The organism is Sphingobium sp. SJ10-10 (assembly GCF_036038995.2).
Taxonomy (GTDB): Bacteria; Pseudomonadota; Alphaproteobacteria; order Sphingomonadales; family Sphingomonadaceae; genus Sphingobium.
Map to the genome: position 1 here is coordinate 2241918 of NZ_CP158132.1, position 18537 is coordinate 2260454.

An 18537-nucleotide genomic window follows, 5' to 3' on the forward strand; every position below is an offset into this window, starting at 1 on the left:
CATGCTGAAGGCCGCGCTCCACCACCTGACGTCCTATCGCTACAGCCGCCCGATCAAGCTTGGGCCGCAGGTGATCCGATTGCGGCCCGCGCCGCACAGCCGGACGAAAATCCCTAACTATGCGTTGAAGATCGAGCCGTCCGGGCATTTCCTCAACTGGCAGCAGGACCCGCATGGCAATTGGCTGGCGCGGATCGTCTTTCCAGAGCCCGTCGATCATTTCTCGGTCGAGGTCGATCTGCTGGCCGATCTCGACATCATCAATCCGTTCGACTTTTTCGTCGAACCTTATGCGGAGGATTATCCCTTCGCCTATGACGAGCAGCTCAAAACCGACCTCGCCGCCTATTTCGAGCTGGAGGATCAGGGGCCGCTGTTCGAGGCGCTGGTGGAGAGCCACAAGGGCTTTGCAGGGCGCACGATCGACTTTCTGGTCGAGGTGAACCGGCAGCTCCAGCAACGGGTCGGCTATGTGATCCGCATGGAAACCGGCGTGCAGGGGCCGGAGGAGACGCTGGAGATCGGCACCGGATCGTGCCGGGATTCGGCCTGGCTGCTGGTGCAATTGCTGCGGCGGCTGGGCTTTGCGGCGCGTTTCGTGTCGGGCTATTCGATTCAGTTGGTCGCGGACGTCGAGCCTTTGGAGGGACCGAAGGGGGTTTCGCAGGACGTCGTCGACCTCCACGCCTGGGCGGAGGCCTATGTGCCTGGCGCGGGTTGGGTGGCGCTGGATGCGACATCGGGCATGTTCGCGGGCGAAGGGCATATTCCGCTCTGCGCGACGCCGCATTATCGATCCGCCGCGCCGATCAGCGGCATGGCGGAACCGGCGGAGGTGGATTTCCACTTTTCCATGGGGGTCAGCCGCATTGCCGAGGCGGTGCGGATCACCAAGCCCTTTACCGATGCGCGCTGGGATGCGGTGATGGCGCTGGGGGCGAAGGTCGATGCCGACTTGCAAGCTCAGGATGTGCGGCTGACCACCGGGGGCGAGCCGACTTTTGTGGCGGAAAATGGCGGCGACGAAGGCGAGTGGAATGGCGATGCCGTCGGGCCGACCAAGGCGGGCTATGCCGACCGGCTGATCCGGGGGCTGCGGGAGACGTTCGCGCCGGGCGGACTGCTGCACCATGGGCAGGGCAAATGGTATCCGGGCGAGAGCCTGCCGCGCTGGGCCTATGCGGTGTATTGGCGGCAGGATGGGGTGCCGATCTGGCGGGATGCCGGGCTGATCGCGGATGAGGTGGCGGCTGACGATGCGCGGGCGGTGACGGCGGAGGATGCCGAGGCCTTTATCGCGCATATGGCGGGCGCGATGGGCTTTACGTCCGAGCATATCCAGCCGGTCTATGAAGACCCGGCGGTGTGGGCGGTCAAGGAAGCGGACCTGCCGGTCAACACATCGCCCGATGATCCCAAGATTTCCGATCCCGAAGCCCGCGCAAGAATGGTGCGGGCGTTCGAGCGGGGGCTGGACCAGCCGGTGGGTTTCGTGCTGCCGGTGCAGCGTTGGCAGAGCCAGGTGCCGACGCCGCGTTGGCAGAGCGAGATATGGCAACTCCGGCGCGGCAAGCTGTTCGCGGTGCCGGGGGATTCGGCGCTGGGCTATCGCCTGCCCTTGGGGTCGCTGCCGCATGTGCCGGAGGCGGCCTTTCCCTATATCCATCCCCGCGATCCGAGCGAGCCGCGTGGGCCTTTGCCGGATTTCCGCGCCACGCTGGATGAGGTTCATGCCCAGCCAGTGCAGCGGGTGCCGGATGCGCCGGGCGGGACTGTCGCGCAGGAGCGGGTCGAGCAGTTCCATATCGAAGGGGCGGTGCGCACCGCCGTGACGGTGGAACCGCGCGGGCATTTCCTGTCGATCTTCCTGCCGCCGGTGGAAGCCCTGGAGGATTATCTGGAACTGGTGGCGGAAATAGAGGGCGCGGCGGAAGCGATGCGGATTCCCGTGCGGATCGAGGGCTATGCGCCACCGCCCGATCCGCGATTGCAGGTGCTCAAGGCCACGCCCGATCCCGGCGTGATCGAGGTGAATGTGCAGCCCGCCGCGAGTTGGGACGAGACGGTGGAGATCACCGAGCGGCTTTATGCGCTGGCGCGGACCTGTGATCTGACCGCCGACAAGTTCATGGTCGACGGGCGATCCGTGGGCACCGGGGGCGGCAATCATATCGTGCTGGGCGGGCCGAGCCTCATCGATTCGCCCTTCATCCGGCGGCCCGATCTGCTGAAAAGCTTTGTGCTGTACTGGCAGCGGCATCCTTCCCTCTCCTATCTGTTTTCGGGGCTGTGCATCGGGCCGACCAGTCAGGCGCCGCGCATCGATGAGGCGCGGCATGATGGGCTGTATGAGCTGGAGATCGCGCTGGCGCAGGTGCCTGCTCCGGGCAAGGGTGATGCGCCGCCGCCCTGGCTGGTGGACCGGCTGTTCCGCAATCTGCTGGTCGATGTGACGGGCAACACCCACCGCACCGAAATCTGCATCGACAAGATGTTCTCGCCCGATGGGCCGACCGGGCGGTTGGGGTTGCTGGAGTTTCGCGGCTTCGAAATGCCGCCGGAGCCGAAGATGAGTCTGGCGCAGCAATTGCTGTTGCGGGCGCTGACGGCGTGGTTCTGGCGCCAGCCGCAGCAGGGCAATCTGGTGCGCTGGGGGACGGCGCTGCACGACCGCTTCATGCTGCCGCATTTCGTCTGGGCGGATTTTCTGGAGGTGCTGGGCGACCTGCGCGGCGCGGGCTACGATTTCGATGCCAACTGGTTCGAGGCGCAGAAACAGTTCCGCTTCCCGATCCATGGCGCAGTCGATGCGGGCGGCGTGGGGCTGGAGATTTCCCACGCGCTGGAGCCGTGGAACGTGCTGGGCGAGACAGGCGCGATCGGCGGGACCGTGCGCTATGTCGATAGTTCGACCGAGCGGTTGCAGGTGCGGGCGACGGGCCTGATCGCCGGGCGGCATATCGTCGCCTGCAATGGGCGGCGCGTGCCGATGACGCCGACATCCGTGCCGGGCGAGGCGGTGGGCGGCGTGCGTTATAAGGCCTGGGCGCCGGCGGCCTGTCTGCACCCGGCCCTGCCGGTCAACGCGCCACTGACCTTCGACGTGCTGGATAGCTGGAGCGGGCGGTCGCTGGGCGGCTGCGTCTATCATGTCGCGCATCCGGGCGGGCGCCATTACGACACGCTGCCGATCAACGCCTATGAGGCGGAGGCGCGGCGCAAGGCGCGGTTTCAGGATCATGGCCATACGCCCGGCCCGGTCGACATGCCGCCCGCCGAGGCTCCGAGCGAGTTCCCGATGACGCTGGACCTGCGTTTCCGGCATCCATGAACATGGCTGGCGCCCTTCCTGTAGACGCGGCGGGCTGGGCCGAGACCTATCTGGCGAGGGCGCCCAAGGGCGATCTGTTCGCCGGGGCCAGCAAGGAGATGGCGGGCCATTGGCGGGCCATGCTGGAGCGGCTGTCGGTTCAGGCGCAGGGTGATCCGGCGGTGCTGGCGGGCAATGTCGGGCGGCAGGCGGTCGATCTGGGGCTGGCCTTCCGCCTGACCGGGGATCAGCAGGAACGGCCCTGGCCGCTCAGCCCCGTTCCGCTGCTGATCGGCGCGCAGGAATGGACGCATATCGAGCAAGGCCTGGTCCAGCGGGCGCAGTTGCTGGAGCGCGTCATCAGCGACATATACAGCACGCAATCGCTGGTCCGGGACGGCAAGCTGCCCGCCAGCGTCATCACCGGCAGCCCCCATCATTGGCGGGTGATGACCGGCGCGCCGCCGCCCCATGGGCATTTCATCCATTTCTACGCCGCCGATCTGGCGCGGGGGCCGGATGGCGAATGGCGGGTGCTGGCGGACCGGGTGCGGACCCCGGTGGGCGTGGGCTATGCGCTGGAGAACCGGCTGGCCCTATCGCGGGCGACCGGGGATTTGCTGGGCGCGCTCAATGTGCGGCGGCTGGCGCCTTTTCTGAGCGATTTGCGGCGCGGGCTGGCGGCCGATTGCGAGCGGAGCGATCCGCGCATCGGCCTGCTGTCGCCGGGACGCTTCAACCAGAGCTATGCCGAGCAAGCGCATCTGGCGCGCTATCTGGGCCTGTTGCTGGTCGAGGGCGAGGATCTGATCGTGTCCGACGGGCAATTGTTCGTGCGCACGATCCAGGGATTGAAGCGGGTCGATGGGCTGTGGCGCTGGATGGACAGCCGCTTCATCGATCCGCTGGCGTTCGACGCGGAATCGCGCATCGGCGTGCCGGACCTGTTCGACGCCTGCGTGAAGGGCGGGCTGATGCTGGCCAACTGGCCGGGCGTGGGCGTGATCGAATCGCGGGCCATGGCGGCCTTTCTGCCGGGGCTGGCGCGGGAGGTGCTGGGGGCGGACCTCATCCTGCCCAATATCGCGACCTGGTGGTGCGGGCAGAGCGCGGAGCGGGCGCATGTCGCGGACGCGATGGACGAGCTGGTGGTGGGATCGGCCTTCGACCGCGATGTGGCGGGGCTGACGGGCACGCGCTTCCTGCCCGGATCGGCCATGGATGCGGCGCAGCGGGCGGCCTTGCTGGACGCCATGGCGCGGCGGCCGATGGACTATGTCGGGCAGGAGGTGGTACGGCTGTCGACCACGCCTGCGATCGTGGACGGAAAGCTGACCCCCCTGCCCTTCACCCTGCGCGTGTTCGTGGCGCGGGACGAGCTGGGGCAATGGCGGATCATGCCGGGCGCCTTCACGCGGCTGGCGGCGCATGGCGACATTCGCGCCGCGCTGATGGGCGAAGGCGATCTGTCGGCGGACATGTGCGTGCTGGACGCCAAGCCCGTGCCCCAGGACGGGCTTTCGGCGGTGGCGGCCGCACCCGCCATCCGGCGCGTGGGCGGCATGCTGCCCGCCAAGGCGGCGGACAATCTCTATTGGCTGGGCCGCTATATCGAGCGCACGGAGATGACGGCGCGGGTGATCCGGTCGATCGTCGGCGGGTCGATCGAGGCCGATCTGGGACCGGCCGTCGGATCGCCCACCATGGATCGGCTGATGGGGCAGCTTGCCCTTTGGGGGGCCATTCCCGACGCGGCGGGGGCGGTCGGGCCGCTTTGCGCGCAGGCTTTGGGCGACGGCACGCAACCGGGCAGCGTGCGTGCGCTGCTGGCAGCGGTGGCAGGGATTGGCGAAGGGCTGCGCGATCGGCTGGCGGTGGATTATTGGCGGCTGGTGCGCCTGCCCCTGCCCGATTTCGACGGCGGGGTGACGGAGACTTTGCTGGAAGCCTCTTCCCGCATGATCGAGCGGATTTCGGCGCTTTCCGGGTTGGCGGCGGAGAATATGGGGCGGACCGAAGGGTGGCGCTTCCACGACATGGGGCGGCGGATGGAGCGGGCGATCAACGGCTGCCGCCTGGCCATGCTGTTCGGGGCCGACTGGGCGTCGGCGGATGATCTGACCGTGCTGCTCGATCTCAACGACAGCCAGATCAGCTATCGCAACCGCTATCTCGCCGGGCCTGCGCTGGCGCCGGTGCGCGATCTGGTGGCGCTGGAACCGCAAAATCCGCGCTCGATCGTCTATCAGGTGCAGAGATTGGCGGAGCATGTCGCGGCGCTGCCCGCGCTGCATGGCGACGGCATGCCGGAGGAGCCGCAGCGGCTGGCGGCGATGCTGGCGGCGCGGTTGGTGCCGCTGACCGGGGATGCATTGAGCATGGCCGATCTGGCCGACGCGGAGAGCCGATTGCTCGGTCTTTCGGATGCCATCGGGCAGCGTTATTTCCTGCAACGGCGCAAGGAAAAGAGCGAGGGCGTCAGCCTGCTGTCATGATTTACCACATCCGGCATCAGACCATCGTGCATTATGATGCGCCGGTGCAGTTGGCGCGCTTCAACCTGCGGCTTCGGCCCGCGCCATGGCCGGGGCAGTGGACGTCGGATTATCATCTGGCGGTCGATCCCGCGCCCGCTTCCATCGAATCGCGGCCGGGGGCGTGGCCGGTGAATGTCGCGCGGATCGAGATCGACAGTCCGTTGCAGGAAATCCGCATCGACAGCAGCTTCCGTGCCGGGGTGCAGGGCGGCCCGCCCATTGAACCGCAAGAGGATGATCCAACCATCGGCGCGGTGGCGGAGGCGGCTTTGGCGGCGCGGGACATGGGACCGGCGGGACCGGCGCATTATCTCTACGCCTCGCCGCGTGTGCCATTGGCGGCGGAGATCGGGGCTTGGGCGGGGGATTTGCTTGCGCCCGGGCGGCCGATTGTGGGGGGGGCGCTGGAACTGGCGCAGCGGATCAAGAGCGCGTTCGCCTATGTGAGCGGGGCGACCGATGCGGCGACGCCAGTGGCGGAGGCCTTTGCGGCGCGCCATGGGGTGTGTCAGGACTTTGCCCATGTGATGGTGGCGGCGTTGCGCTGGTTCGGGCTGCCTGCCGCCTATGTGAGCGGTTATTTGCGCACCGATCCGCCGCCGGGGATGGCGCGGCTGGTCGGCGCGGACGCGATGCATGCCTGGGTGATGCTGTGGTGCGGGCCGACGCGGGGGTGGATCGGCTTCGATCCGACCAATGGGGTGATTACCGGGGACGGGCATTTGTTCGTCGCCATGGGGCGGGATTATGCCGACGTCGCGCCGATGGATGGGCTGTTCGTGGGCGGCTCCGGGCAGAATGTCCAGGTGATGGTGGACGTCATGCCGGAGGAGGAAGGGGTTTGAGTGCCCCATCAAGCATTTACGTCATTCCCGCGTAGGCGGGAAACGAAGTTCGGCGCAGCCAATCTATCTCCTGAGCCTTCCCTCTGGGGCGACTTATGGGAGATGGATTCCCGCTTTCGCGGGAATGACGATTTCATTCAATCGCGCCGGTTTCCCACCCGCTACTCAAAATCATAGCCCAGTTTCAGGCCGAAAAATTGCGGCTTGGTCGGGTAGGTCCGGGCATAGGCGCCGCAGATTTCCGTGGCGCAGATGGTGTTCTTGCCCAGCGCGCCATGGCTGTTGAAGGCGTTCTGGATGAACGCCTCTATCCGCCAGCTATCCCAATGGGTGCCGATCGAGAAATCGGCGGTGGTGAAGGGTTTGGTCGGCCCGACCGCCGCATAATCCGCATCGGTCAGGAAGGTGCGCGTGCCGCCCTGATGCGACACCGATCCCTGCACGAAGGCCGTCATCGCGCCGAGCGGCCATTCATAGCGCGCCGTGGCCGAACCCTTGAAGCGCGGCATGATCGGCAAGCGCGTGCCCTTGGCCGCGGCGGGCGGGACGCCGGGGTTGCAGACGATATTCTTCGTCACTGGATCGACTTCGCAGAAATCGCTGGTGAGCTGCGCGTCGACATAGGTGGCGCTGGCCGACAGGCTGAGGCCGCCGAAGCGGGCGGACAGGTCGCCCTCCACGCCATAGATGCGCGCGTTGCCCGCATTATAGGTGTTGGTGACGCCATTCTGGCCGACCGGCACCAGCCCGAACTGGAGATCGCGCCATTTCTGGTAGAAGGCGGCGCCGTTGAAGGTGAAGCGCCCGAAACGGCTTTTCCAGCCCAGTTCGAAATTGTCGAGCTTGTCCGATTTGAACGGATTGACCCCTGGCCGCCGGTTGTTGCCGCCCGGCCGGTAGCCGCGCGAAACGGTGCCGTAGAGCATGATGTCGCTCGCCACCTGCCATTTGATGCCGCCGCGCCAGATGACGCCCGATTCCACCTGCTTCTTGTGCACATTGGCGCAGGGGACGTCGGGTAGGCTGGTGGGGAAACAATTGGCCGGATCGAGATTGCTGGCGCTGTTGGTGCCGGAAAAGCCGTAGATGGTGTTGTGGGCCACATAGCCGCGAATGCCCGCGATCAGCGTGACATTGGGCACAATGTCATATTCGCCCTGCGTGAACATGGCATAGTCGCGGTCCTTGCGCTTGACGCGGGTGAGGAACACGGTGTCGCTGGTGCCGAAGGGGGTGAGCCAGATCGGCGTGGGGATCGAACCGATGCCGACCGTCTGATAGTCGGCCCCGATCTTGTCGGTCTGGACCTGAAGGAACATGCCCGCGGCCAGCCGGAACGGCTTGTCGGTGGGCGAGTTCACGCGCAATTCCTGCGTGTGCTTGGTATATTTGTCGAACTGGTGCGCTGTTTGCGTCGGGTCGATGGGATGGCCGTTGGCGTCCGGGAAAAAGGTGGTGAAGCCCGGCTGCGTCACGCCGTTATCGTCGACATAGGTGTAGCTGTCGTAAGCGACCGAATAATAGGAATAATCGGCTATATTATCGACCTTGCGCTCGAAATAGCCGCCCGAATAGGTGATATCCCAGTCGCTGAGCTTGCCCTGGATGGTCAGCGCAGCCTGCCACCAGCGGTCCTTGTTGCGGCTGGGCAGATAGTCGGTGACGTTCAGATAGCCCTTGGTCGGATCGTAGAAGAAGCCGCCATGGGCGATCTGGCTTTGGTAGAGAAATTGCGGCGTGACCGTCCAGTTGTCGTCCAGGTCGACGCGCAGCGCGGCGCGGCCACCCCAGGTTTCGACATCATTATAGTCGTTTTCGACCAGCGCGTTGTTGTTGACGGTGAGGTTGGTGCTGGGGTCGTTATCGTCCAGCGTGAAGGTGCGCGTGCCGGGGATATTGTCGATATAGCCGCCGGCCCGGTCATAGAAGCCGACGACGCGCAGCGCGGCATTGTCGCTGATCGGCAGGTTGATATAGCCTTCCGCCGATCCGCCGAAGTCGCCCTTGCTGAACTTGTTGACTTGCAGGTCGATGCTGCCGGTGGTCTTGCCCAGTTCCGGACGGTTGGTGATGATGCGCAGCGTGCCGGACAGCGAACTGGCGCCGAACAGCGTGCCCTGCGGCCCGGCCAGCGCTTCGATCCGCGCCACGTCATAAAGATGGACATCGACCATGCCGCCGATGGTCGTGACCGGGATTTCGTCGACATAGGTGCTGCTGGTCGGCAGCGGCCCGATATGCAGCGGCGGGCCGCCCGAGCCGGTAGCCACGCCGCGGAAGAAGACCTGCGCCTGGCTGGGGCCGAAGGACTGGATGGAGACGCTGGGCAGCAGCTTGGCATAATCGTCCAGCGCCTTGGCATTGGCCTGTTCCAGCTTGGCCTGGCCGAGCGCGTTGATGCTGATCGGCACGTCCTGCAACCGTTCCTCGCGGCGCTGGGCGGTGACGACGATCACGTCGCTGTCGGCGGGTGGCGCGGCCTGTTGCGCCATGGCGGGAAAGGCCATGGCCGTGGTGGCCAGCAATGCGGACGAAAACTCCATCAAGCGTAAGCGACCTGACATCGGCTACCTCCCCTCAGGTGCACGAGTTTCTGCGGGAAATTGTCATCAACTGCCGGAAGCGCGCAATGGAAAATCGTTGCGTCCCGACAATCATGCGCTTTTTCAGGCGATTGTTACCCGAAAGCCACGGTCAGGGCGCGTCGGGATAGCTGTTCAGCACGGGGCCAAGGGCAGCGATCAGGGGCTGGAGTTGCGCTTCGACGGCGCGCCATTGACCCTCTCCATCGCGGTTGATCGGGCGGCGGACCTGTTCGCTGCTGGCGGTGCGCACGGCGCGGCGGTTCTGGTGGAAGTGCAGGCAGGCTTCCTCGAACGGCAGACCTAGCGCGGCGAGCAGGGCGCGCACCTCCGTTTCCGGATCGTCGAGCAGCCGTTCGTGGACGACGCGGTGGACGCGCCCCGGCAACACGGCGTCGACATGCGCCATCAGCCGGACATAGTCGGCATAATAATGGCCGATGTCGCCAAGGTCGTAACTGAACGCCTGCCCCCGCGCGAAATGCTGGCGGAAATTGGAATAGCCGCAATCAAGCGGGTGGCGCCGCGCATCGATGATCCGCGCATGGGGCAGGATCAGGTGGATAAGGCCGACATGCAGCCAGTTATTGGGCAGCTTGTCGATGAAATAGGGCCGCCCTTCGCGCCGCTGGATGCGGGTGCGGTCGATATAGGCCTCCCCCAAGGCGCGCAGGCGGGCGGGGTCCAGGTCGCGCAGCAAGGTCGGCCATTCGCCCTCCTGCCGCAGTTCCGCGACCAGAGCGGGCAGGTCGGGCAGTTCCATCGTCCCTTCGACCTGGCTGTGGCTGGAGAGGATTTGCTCGATCAGCGTGGAGCCGGCGCGCGGCAAGCCGACGATGAAGATCGGGTCGGGCGCGGCGCAGCCCCTGCCCTGTCGCGTGGCGAAGAAATCCGGGGTGAACAGGCCGATCGCCGCATCGACCGCGCGGGTGGTGCGCGCCGCCTCATAGGGTTGGGCGATGCGGCGCAGGCGGTTCGCTTCGGCATAATGAGTGAAGGCGGCGCCGGTCTCGCCCTGGTCGCTCAATGCCTTGCCCAGCGCGAAATGCAGGTGGAAGCGGTCCTCCGCGCTGGCCTGTGCGTCGTTGAGCGCGTTGGACATGGCGGCGATGTCGGTGGCGTCGAAGGCCGCCGTCTTCAGATTGGCGATGCTCCACCACGCCTCGCCAAAGGCCGGGCGCAGCGCGGTGGCGCGACGGTAGGCGGCGATGCTGTCGGCTGTCCGGCCCACCGTCTTGAGCGCATGGCCGTAGCTCATCCAGATTTTCGGCTGGCCAGCCGCCTGAGCCAATATCTGCTCGTAAAGCGCGATGGCTTCGTCGAAATCGCCCAGCCGACCCAGCACCGCGGCGCGCAGATTGGCGTGCGCGGGGTTGGACTGGTCCTGCAACCGGTCCAGTTCCTCCAGCGCCTGCGCGGTCTTGTTCTGGCGGTGCAGCGCGGTCGCCAGATTGGCGCGGGCAGCGGTGAAGCCGGGCGCCAGTTCCAGCGCCCGGCGCAGCAGCTTTTCCGCATCGGCATTGCGCCCGATCCGGCCCGCCAGTTCGGCCAGCATGCGGATCGCCGCGACGTCGAAGGGATTGTCCTTGAGCCGCCCGCGCAGGATCGGCTCGGCCAGATGCAGGCGGTTGTCGAGCAGGGCGACGGCGGCCTGCTGGAGCGCCGGGTCGGTGGCGGCGGCGTCGATCGCGGCGGATTCATGCCGCTCCGCCTCCCCATCCCGCTTCAGGGCGCGCAGGGCTCGGGCGGCGAGGCGATGCGCCTCGGCATCCCCGGCGGCCTGCCTAAGCCGGTCGAGGCACAGCGCAAGCGCCTGCGCGGGGTTCTGCGCAAGCGCTTGCCTGATGGAAGAATAGCTTTCGCCCCGCATCCACCCCTAAATGTCAAGCTGCACGCGGCTTAGCAAGCGGGACATGTCCCGCTAGCGGCCGGAGCCGTAGACGCGGACCTGGCCGGGGCGATAGCCTTTCTCGCGCATTTCCTTCACATAATCGTGGCGCGCATCGGCCAGTTCGATGCGATATTCGTCCCACGCGTCCCGCTCATCCTCCGCATCGGTGGCGTGGCGCAGGTCGTGGGCCAGCTCCTTGCGGGCTTCGGCCAGGTCGGTGCGATAGTTGAACCAATATTTATTCTGCACGCCCGCAATCGGCGCGGGCAGGGTCATGTCGTCCTCGGCGGCGGCGAGCCTTTCTTCATAGCTCATCGCGCCATAGGGCGCGGCCATCGCGGAAACCGGCGCCATGGCGAGGATGGCAAGGGCGCTGGCGACAATCGAGCGGTTCATGTCTCTTCTCCTCTTCCTGATGCGAACTCTGTCGGGTTCAACGTCCGGAAAAGGGGATTTTGTGCATGAACGGATGTGCAGAATGGATGAAATGCGCTCCAGCGTCGACCGGAGGAGCGCATAAAATGACATTAAAACAAATAATATCAATAGTTTGAATAAAATCCGCCCGTGGCCTGTGCAGGGGCCACGGGCGGTCGGAGGAAGTCACATCTTGATGGCGTTGCGGAACATGACGAAGGCGATGACGACCAGATAGACGCCGAAGAATTTCTTGAGCGGTGCGGCGGGCAGGCTGTGCGCCGCCGCCACGCCCAGCGGCGCGGTGAGGATCGACATGGAGGCGATGGCCAGCGTCGCGGGAATGTTGACATAGCCCAGCGATCCCCAGGGCAAGCCGCTTTCCTTAAGGCCGATCAGCGCGAAGCCGATGGCGCTGGGGATGGCGATCAGCGTGCCGATGCCCGATGCGGTGGCGATGGCGCGGTGGATCGAGCGGCCGCATAGCGTCATCACCATGATGGCGATGGTGCCGCCGCCAATGCCGAGCAGAGCGGAAAAGGTGCCCAAGCCCCCGGCTATGCCGACGCGGGCGATGCCAGAAGGCATGGTGTCGCTGATCACCTTGCCGCCGACCTTGGGCAGCAGGAAATTGAGCGACATCAGGAACACGCCGACGGCGAAGATCATGGTCAGGATGTGCCCGTCCACATGACCGGCCAGCAGCACGCCGGCGCCGTCGCCCAGGATGATCCACGGCGCCCAGGTCTTGAGCACCTCGAACTCCACCGCGCCACGCTTGGCATGGGCGAGCAGCGAGCGGATCGACGTCACGATGATCGTCGCCGCCGATGTGCCGATGGCGACATGGGCAATGGCATCATGCGTGCCGCCCAGCAGCGGCAGCACCACGAACAGCGCCGGCACCACCACGAAGCCGCCGCCAATCCCGAAAATCCCCGCCGCGAAACCGGCGAACAGGCCCGCGCCCAGCATCGCGACCAGGGGTACTAGCCAAGTCATCATGTCACCCTGCATCAGCGCTGCTCCCCCGACGCTATGGCGCAGGCGGCACTGTTGGGGAAGATGCCTCTATGGATCAAGGCGGCGGAAGCTGTGCAATCGACCATGTTGGAAACCCATGCCTCTCTTCGGCGGAACGTGCGTGGCAGGGACGATCAACAGCCCCCACATCCACGCAAAACGAACGAAGCCGGGGAACCCGCAAAGGGGGGAGCAATATTGTGGAGAGTGGGGGAAGGGAAACGGAAATGGGTGGAGAGCGGAAGGTCCGCTTTTGCGTCGCTTTCCTTGAAGTGCACCGTGCTCCTGCGAAGGCAGGAGCCCAGTCCCGACGTTCGTGGATCGTCGCACCGTAGGAACTGGGTTCCTGCCTTCGCAGGAACACGTGCCTCTCAATGGCTGGAACTGACCAAAACCTGCCGCCACAGCCCTCTATCCAATAGCCTCTTCCGCGGGCGTGTAAGGCAGATCCAGCTCCTGCGCCACGGCCTGGTAGGTGATCCGGCCGTTCCACACATTCAACCCGTCCAGCAGATGCCGGTCCGCCCGCAGCGCTTCCTTCCACCCCAGGTCCGCGATTTTCAACGCGTGGGGCAAGGTCACATTGTTGAGCGCATAGGTGCTGGTCCGCGCCACCGCGCCCGGCATGTTGGCGACGCAATAATGGACGATGCCATCGACGATATAGGTGGGGTCGTCATGGGTGGTGGGGTGGCTGGTTTCGAAACAGCCGCCCTGGTCGATCGCGACGTCGACCAGAACAGCGCCCTTTTTCATGGTCTTGAGCATATCCGCCGACACCAGCTTGGGCGCGGCGGCGCCGGGGATCAGCACCGCGCCGATCACCAGATCAGCCTCCTCGACGCATTCCGCCAGATTGGCCCGGTTGGAAAAGCGCGTCTTCGCCCGCGCCTCGAAATGGATGCCCAGCCGCTCCAGCACTTCCGGGCTGCGGTCAAGGATGGTGACATCCGCGCCCAGACCCGCCGCCATCTGCGCCGCGTTGAAGCCGACCACGCCGCCGCCGATCACCGCGACCTTCGCCGGAAGGACGCCCGGCACCCCGCCCAACAGCACGCCCCGCCCGCCATGCGCCTTTTCCAGCGCGGTCGCCCCGGCCTGGATCGCCATGCGTCCGGCGACCTGGCTCATGGGCTTGAGCAGCGGCAGCCCGCCATGGGCGTCCGTCACCGTTTCATAGGCGATGCCGATCGCGCCCGACGCCATCAGCTCCCGCGTCTGATCGGGATCGGGCGCCAGATGCAGATAGGTGTAGAGAATCTGGCCGGGGCGCAGCAGGGCGCGCTCCTCCGGCTGGGGTTCCTTGACCTTCACGATCATCTCCGCCGCCGCGAAGATGCTGGCCGGATCATCCACAATCTCCGCCCCGGCGCGGGCATAGAGGCGGTCATGCGCGCCGATCCCCTCCCCCGCGCCGCTTTCCACCAGCACGCGATGGCCGTGGGCGGTCAGTTCATGCACGCTCTCCGGCGTCAGACCGACACGATATTCGTGATTCTTGATCTCTCTGACGGTGCCTACGATCATGACCATCCTCTCCATTTTGGCGGCGGGGCTGTAATTATCTTTAGATAATCATCGTTCCGGCATTTTACCCGTTTTGACCGGCCGGAGCCTTATGGCGCCTGCGCGACGATGGCGGAGGGGGTCGCCGGATGAGCGGCAAGGGCCGGAACAGGCAGGAAAAGCGCGGTCAGGAAAGCGAGGAAACGGATCGGCATGGCGCAATCAAGCATGGGAGAGAAAGGAAAGTAAAGCATCCCCTTGCCTAGCGCGCCGACGCACGATAGGGAGCCGCCTCCAGTGCAATGCGGAGCGGTGGCCGAGTGGTCGAAGGCGCTCGCCTGGAAAGTGAGTATACGTCAAAAGCGTATCGAGGGTTCGAATCCCTCCCGCTCCGCCACGGACCATTCCACAGGGGTCCGCAGAAGACCACTGGGATCGACTTTTTCCTCCTGATTACCGACGTTTAGCAGACCGGTTCGGCCTCGGCCGTCCGTGCCCGTCCATGCCCATCCAGCGATTCGGAGGGCCGAAAACGAGGTATCGCCGGTCGAAAAACGAGGTATCTCAGGAGACCGAGCCATGCTCACCGACACCAAGGTCCGCAACGCCAAGCCGCGGCCGAAATCCTACAAGCTGACCGACACCAACCGCCTCTTCCTGCTCGTCGCCCCCGGCGGCGGCAAGCTGTGGCACTGGAACTATGTCTACGACGGCAAGAACAAGACGATGGCGTTCGGCGCTTACCCGATGGTCTCGCTGGCCGACGCCCGCGCCAAGCGGGACGAAGCCTATGCCATCCTGAGCGAAGGCAATGACCCTGGCGTCGCGAAGAAGCTCAGGATCGAGGCAAACCTCGAGGCCGCGCGCCAGACCTTCGAGAAAGTCGCGCGCGAGTGGCACGAGAACGCCAAGGCGCAGTGGGCGAAGATCCATGCCGCCGACATCATCCGCAGCCTCGAGCGCGACATCTTTCCGTCGATCGGCGATCTTCCGATCGCGCAGCTGACGCCGCCGCTTGTCCTGGCAGCACTGCGCGAAGTCGAGGCCCGCGGGTCGATCGAGACCGCCAAGCGCATCCGGCAGCGAATCTCCGCCGTGTTCGTCTATGCGATCGCGCAGGGCATCGCGACGACGGACCCGGCCGAGAAGCTCGGCGCGGTCCTGAAGCCGCTGCGGAAGGGCCGACAGCCGGCGATCACCACGCTCGTCCCGCTGCGCAAGATGATCGCGACGGCGGAGCGAGAAGTTCGACCGTGGCGGCACGCAAGTCGGTGTCGGCAGCGCGCATCAGCTCGCCGAGCGGCGCGACCTGTCCGAAGCCGATATCAAATCGATGCACAGCTTCTTCGCGTGCCATGCGGTCGACAAGGACACGAAGTCCCATAGTTGGAATTCGGACAGCGACCCGTCTGCGGGGTTCATCGCCTGGCTGCTCTGGGGCGGCGATGCGGGCAAGCGCTGGGCCGACAGCAAGGCGAAATCCTTGGCGCCTGACGCGGCCTGAGCGACGCGTCGGTCACTCGGTCACTCGGTCACTCGGTCTCGCCGCGATCATGGCGGTCGCCCGTTTCGCGATCCTGCGTATATTGATGATCGAGCGAGAAGAGCGGGAGCCAGGCCTCGCGGCGCACCGTCCAATTCTCATAGGTCGGCAGAAATTGGCCGGGCGCATCGAGCGTGCCCAGATGCAGCTCGATCTCGTCCTCATGATGGGCGAACACCGAGCTGCCGCAGTCTGGGCAGAAATGCCGGCCGCGATAGGCGCGGGTCTCCCCGTCGATACTGACGGCCTGTTCGGGGAAGATGGCGGCGGCGAAGAACAGCGCTCCATGATGTTTCCGGCAGTCGAGACAGTGGCAGATGCCGACCCGATACGGTTCACCGCGCGCCGTAATGCGCACCTGGCCGCAGAGACATCCGCCGCTCACCTCAGGCATCGGCATCACTCGCATTGTCGATCAGCTGGAGAAGCTCGGCGGGCCGCAATTCGCGGATCAGCTGGTCGAAGGTGCATTGCTCGCCTGCTTTGTCCGGGCGCCAGCGATGGAAACGCGTGCCGTGCCGGAAGCGGCCGGCAGTGACCTGGTCATAGATCACTTCGGCGATCAACTCATGGTCGAGGGCGATATAGTCGCCGCTCTTCTCGGGGTTCCAGCGACTGGGGCCGCCGGGCGCTTTGCCGGTGAACCCCGCACCGCCCGCATGCGGCTCGAGACGCTTGGCGAGGGCCTTGCGCTCGGCAGCAGTGAAACCCGAGCAGAACCCGACCAGATCGAGCATGTCGGCTTCATTGAAGAGCCCGAGCAGCAACGAGGCGACGCCGCCCTTGTCGGTCTTGCGATAGCCGCCGACCACGCAGTCGGCGGTCCGCAGCTGCTTGACCTTGCGCATCGCACGCTCGCCCGATCGATAGGGCTCGTCGAGCGGCTTGGCGATCACGCCATCGAGCGCGCCGCCGCTGGCCTTCAGCCAATCCATGGCCTGTCCTGCATCCAGCGAGGCCGGTGAGAGCAGGATGCGGTCGTCCTTCATGGTCCGGTGCAACGCCTCCAGCGCAGCCCGGCGATCACTCAGAGGCTTGTCCCGCAAATCCTTGCCGCCGATCGCCAGAGCATCGAACAGGATGAGCTGCGCGGGGGTTTCCTTCGACAGTTTGGCGATGCGCGAGGCGGCGGGATGCAGCCGGGCCTGGAGAGCATCGAACGATAGCGCGTCATCGATTGGGATGACGAGTTCGCCGTCGAGAAGCAGATGGCGTTGCTTCAGCCCTGCGATTTGCTTGACCATTTCGGGGAAATAGCGGCCGAGCGGCTTGCCCGATTTGGACCAGATCTCGATCTCATCGCCATCGCGCGCGACGATGGCGCGAAAGCCATCCCATTTGGGTTCAAATTGCCAGCCCGGTACTTCCGGCAGCATCTCAACCAGCAACGCTTCCATCGGCGCGACTGGAACCTTGCCAACAGGCGCAGCTAGCTTCGCTATGGACTCCTGCTTAGCATCGGACATGACGGCACAACCCGTCGCGCGCACCATGGTTTCCCGGCTACTTAAAGAGGGCGTGTGCGAGGTCCAGCTCGCGAACCGACATAGGCGCGCGTTGCATAGGCGTCTCGTCGCGTAAAGGGACAAAGGCTATCGCGCTGATCGCGACCATCCGAACCGGCGCCATCCGCTACGTGCAGGACTGATAGCGGATTTAGAAACTCGCGGTCAGGTTGAACGAGCCATAGCGGGTCGAGCGACCCGGCGGGGCGTTAGGCGCGTCAGTGAGGAAGCGGCCCTTGGCGAACAGCAGCCCGTCAAACTCGAAGCGAAGCTTTTCGGGCACCAGCCAGTAGCGGATGCGCGCTTCGTGCTGATGCCCAGCAAAAGTTCCGGAGCGGCCCGCAGCGTCACGGACAGCGGTGCTCGAGAACGAATCCTCACGCGCCTCGAGCCACATCGCACGATAGGCAGCGAAGGCATCGAGCCGCTTGGTCGGCGTGACCTCGATGCGGATGCCCGGCGTGACGACATTGGTGCGTGCGACCGCATTGTAGAGGCCGGCGGGCGCAAGGTCGGCCCGGCGCATGCCGAACAGCGTGTCGAAGCGGTTGAAGCTGCCGCCTGGCTTGTCGCCGGTCGCGCGATCGAACTCGAGCGACAGGCGCGGCTTCCACTGATGTCCGAAACTATAGCCGATATCGGCATGAAGGAAGCTCGCGGCGACCTGCTGGGTCAGTCGCCCGTGTGGCTGTGCGATGCCGCGACCGGCTTGGACTCGGGGGACTCGCGCTGCCGCAAGATGATCGAGAGCAGGACGAGCACCGCGGTGGATAGGAATTCGCTCTGCCAGTTCTGGAAGGACTCGAACCAGAGCTGTGCGTCGCCGAGATAGCCGATGATGGTCGGCGCCACCTCGCCATGTTCGAGAGCCTCCTGTGCCGCGGCCCGCGCGCTCTGGGTCCAGTGGAGCACGAAGGAGACGAGGAAAAGCAGCCCGAGCGCGATGCCGAGCGACCGGGCGTAAAGCGCGCGCCACAGCGGCCCCCAGCCCAGGATGGCCGGAGCACCCGGCTTGCGCGCTTGGAGGCCGAGATCGTCGTCGCGCGGCGGGCTGTCGGGGTCCTTCGATTCCGACGAGCCGCGCTGGACGAGAATGGCGGTTAGGACGACATAGGCCGCCATCTGTAGGAACTCGCTCTCCCAATTCTCGAACACGGACGACAGGAATTCGGGGCTGATCGTGTAATCGCCGAGGCTCATCAGCGCCTGGCCGTGCCGCAGCGCGTCTTCGTTGGCGACATGCCATCCCGACAGCCACTGCCCGACGATGCTCCCGGCGAACAGCAACAGGAGCACGATCGTCAGTCCATTGTCCCGCAGCAGCCGCATGTCCCTCGTCCCTGTATACATCTTGTCGAGGTTAAACGTCGCCGGGCAG

13 protein-coding genes and 1 tRNA gene are annotated in these 18537 nt (G+C 65.5%); 5 read left to right on the forward strand and 9 right to left on the reverse strand.

Annotated elements, in window-relative coordinates:
- Position 1 precedes the first annotated feature (1 nt).
- From VVT58_RS10940 to VVT58_RS10950, 3 genes are read left to right on the forward strand one after another with little or no spacing between them, the layout of a single operon-like run.
- A complete protein-coding gene (locus tag VVT58_RS10940; protein WP_327755030.1) occupies positions 2–3331 on the forward strand; it encodes a transglutaminase family protein in 3330 nt (1109 codons plus the stop codon).
- Positions 3328–5805 carry a circularly permuted type 2 ATP-grasp protein gene (locus VVT58_RS10945; RefSeq protein WP_327755031.1) on the forward strand — a complete coding sequence of 826 codons (2478 nt, stop codon included), beginning with the start codon at positions 3328–3330 and terminating at the stop codon, positions 5803–5805. Before VVT58_RS10940 ends, VVT58_RS10945 begins: the two co-directional genes overlap by 4 nt.
- The gene (locus VVT58_RS10950) at positions 5802–6692 is read left to right on the forward strand and encodes a transglutaminase family protein (RefSeq protein WP_327755032.1); all 891 of its coding nucleotides are present in this window, start codon (positions 5802–5804) and stop codon (positions 6690–6692) included. Before VVT58_RS10945 ends, VVT58_RS10950 begins: the two co-directional genes overlap by 4 nt.
- Before the next feature lie 161 nt (positions 6693–6853).
- On the opposite strand, the gene VVT58_RS10955 is transcribed toward VVT58_RS10950, so the two are convergent.
- The 5 genes from VVT58_RS10955 to ald all read right to left on the reverse strand — a co-directional run bounded on the left by VVT58_RS10955 (position 6854) and on the right by ald (position 14132).
- Positions 6854–9256 (reverse strand): TonB-dependent receptor, encoded by a 2403-nt coding sequence (locus VVT58_RS10955; protein WP_327755033.1) that lies wholly within the window; start codon positions 9254–9256, stop codon positions 6854–6856.
- A 130-nt stretch (positions 9257–9386) separates the two neighbouring features.
- Positions 9387–11144, reverse strand: a complete 1758-nt coding sequence (locus VVT58_RS10960) for a sulfotransferase (protein ID WP_327755034.1) — start codon at positions 11142–11144, stop codon at positions 9387–9389.
- A gap of 51 nt (positions 11145–11195) precedes the next feature.
- Positions 11196–11561: a hypothetical protein gene (locus VVT58_RS10965; RefSeq protein WP_066554530.1), complete on the reverse strand. Its 366-nt coding sequence runs from the start codon at positions 11559–11561 to the stop codon at positions 11196–11198.
- 207 nt (positions 11562–11768) lie between these two features.
- Positions 11769–12599 carry a sulfite exporter TauE/SafE family protein gene (locus tag VVT58_RS10970; RefSeq protein ID WP_066554529.1) on the reverse strand — a complete coding sequence of 277 codons (831 nt, stop codon included), beginning with the start codon at positions 12597–12599 and terminating at the stop codon, positions 11769–11771.
- Between the two features lie 417 nt (positions 12600–13016).
- Positions 13017–14132, reverse strand: coding sequence for an alanine dehydrogenase (gene ald, locus VVT58_RS10975; RefSeq protein WP_327755035.1), 1116 nt, complete (start codon positions 14130–14132; stop codon positions 13017–13019).
- A 285-nt stretch (positions 14133–14417) separates the two neighbouring features.
- Here ald and VVT58_RS10980 point away from each other — a divergent pair.
- Positions 14418–14508 (forward strand) — tRNA-Ser (locus VVT58_RS10980).
- A gap of 182 nt (positions 14509–14690) precedes the next feature.
- Positions 14691–15497 (forward strand): phage integrase central domain-containing protein, encoded by an 807-nt coding sequence (locus tag VVT58_RS10985; protein WP_327755036.1) that lies wholly within the window; start codon positions 14691–14693, stop codon positions 15495–15497.
- A gap of 146 nt (positions 15498–15643) precedes the next feature.
- On the opposite strand, the gene VVT58_RS10990 is transcribed toward VVT58_RS10985, so the two are convergent.
- The 4 genes from VVT58_RS10990 to VVT58_RS11005 form a co-directional block, all read right to left on the reverse strand.
- A complete protein-coding gene (locus VVT58_RS10990; protein ID WP_327755037.1) occupies positions 15644–16048 on the reverse strand; it encodes a GFA family protein in 405 nt (134 codons plus the stop codon).
- Entirely contained in the window at positions 16041–17243 is a 1203-nt protein-coding gene (locus VVT58_RS10995; RefSeq protein WP_351999974.1) for an ATP-dependent DNA ligase, read from the reverse strand. The genes VVT58_RS10990 and VVT58_RS10995 overlap by 8 nt, the downstream gene beginning before the upstream one ends.
- 67 nt (positions 17244–17310) lie before the next feature.
- Positions 17311–17949: an alginate export family protein gene (locus VVT58_RS11000; protein WP_327755069.1), complete on the reverse strand. Its 639-nt coding sequence runs from the start codon at positions 17947–17949 to the stop codon at positions 17311–17313.
- Positions 17832–18488 (reverse strand): DUF6766 family protein, encoded by a 657-nt coding sequence (locus VVT58_RS11005; protein WP_327755070.1) that lies wholly within the window; start codon positions 18486–18488, stop codon positions 17832–17834. Before VVT58_RS11005 ends, VVT58_RS11000 begins: the two co-directional genes overlap by 118 nt.
- Between the last annotated feature and the right edge of the window lie 49 nt (positions 18489–18537).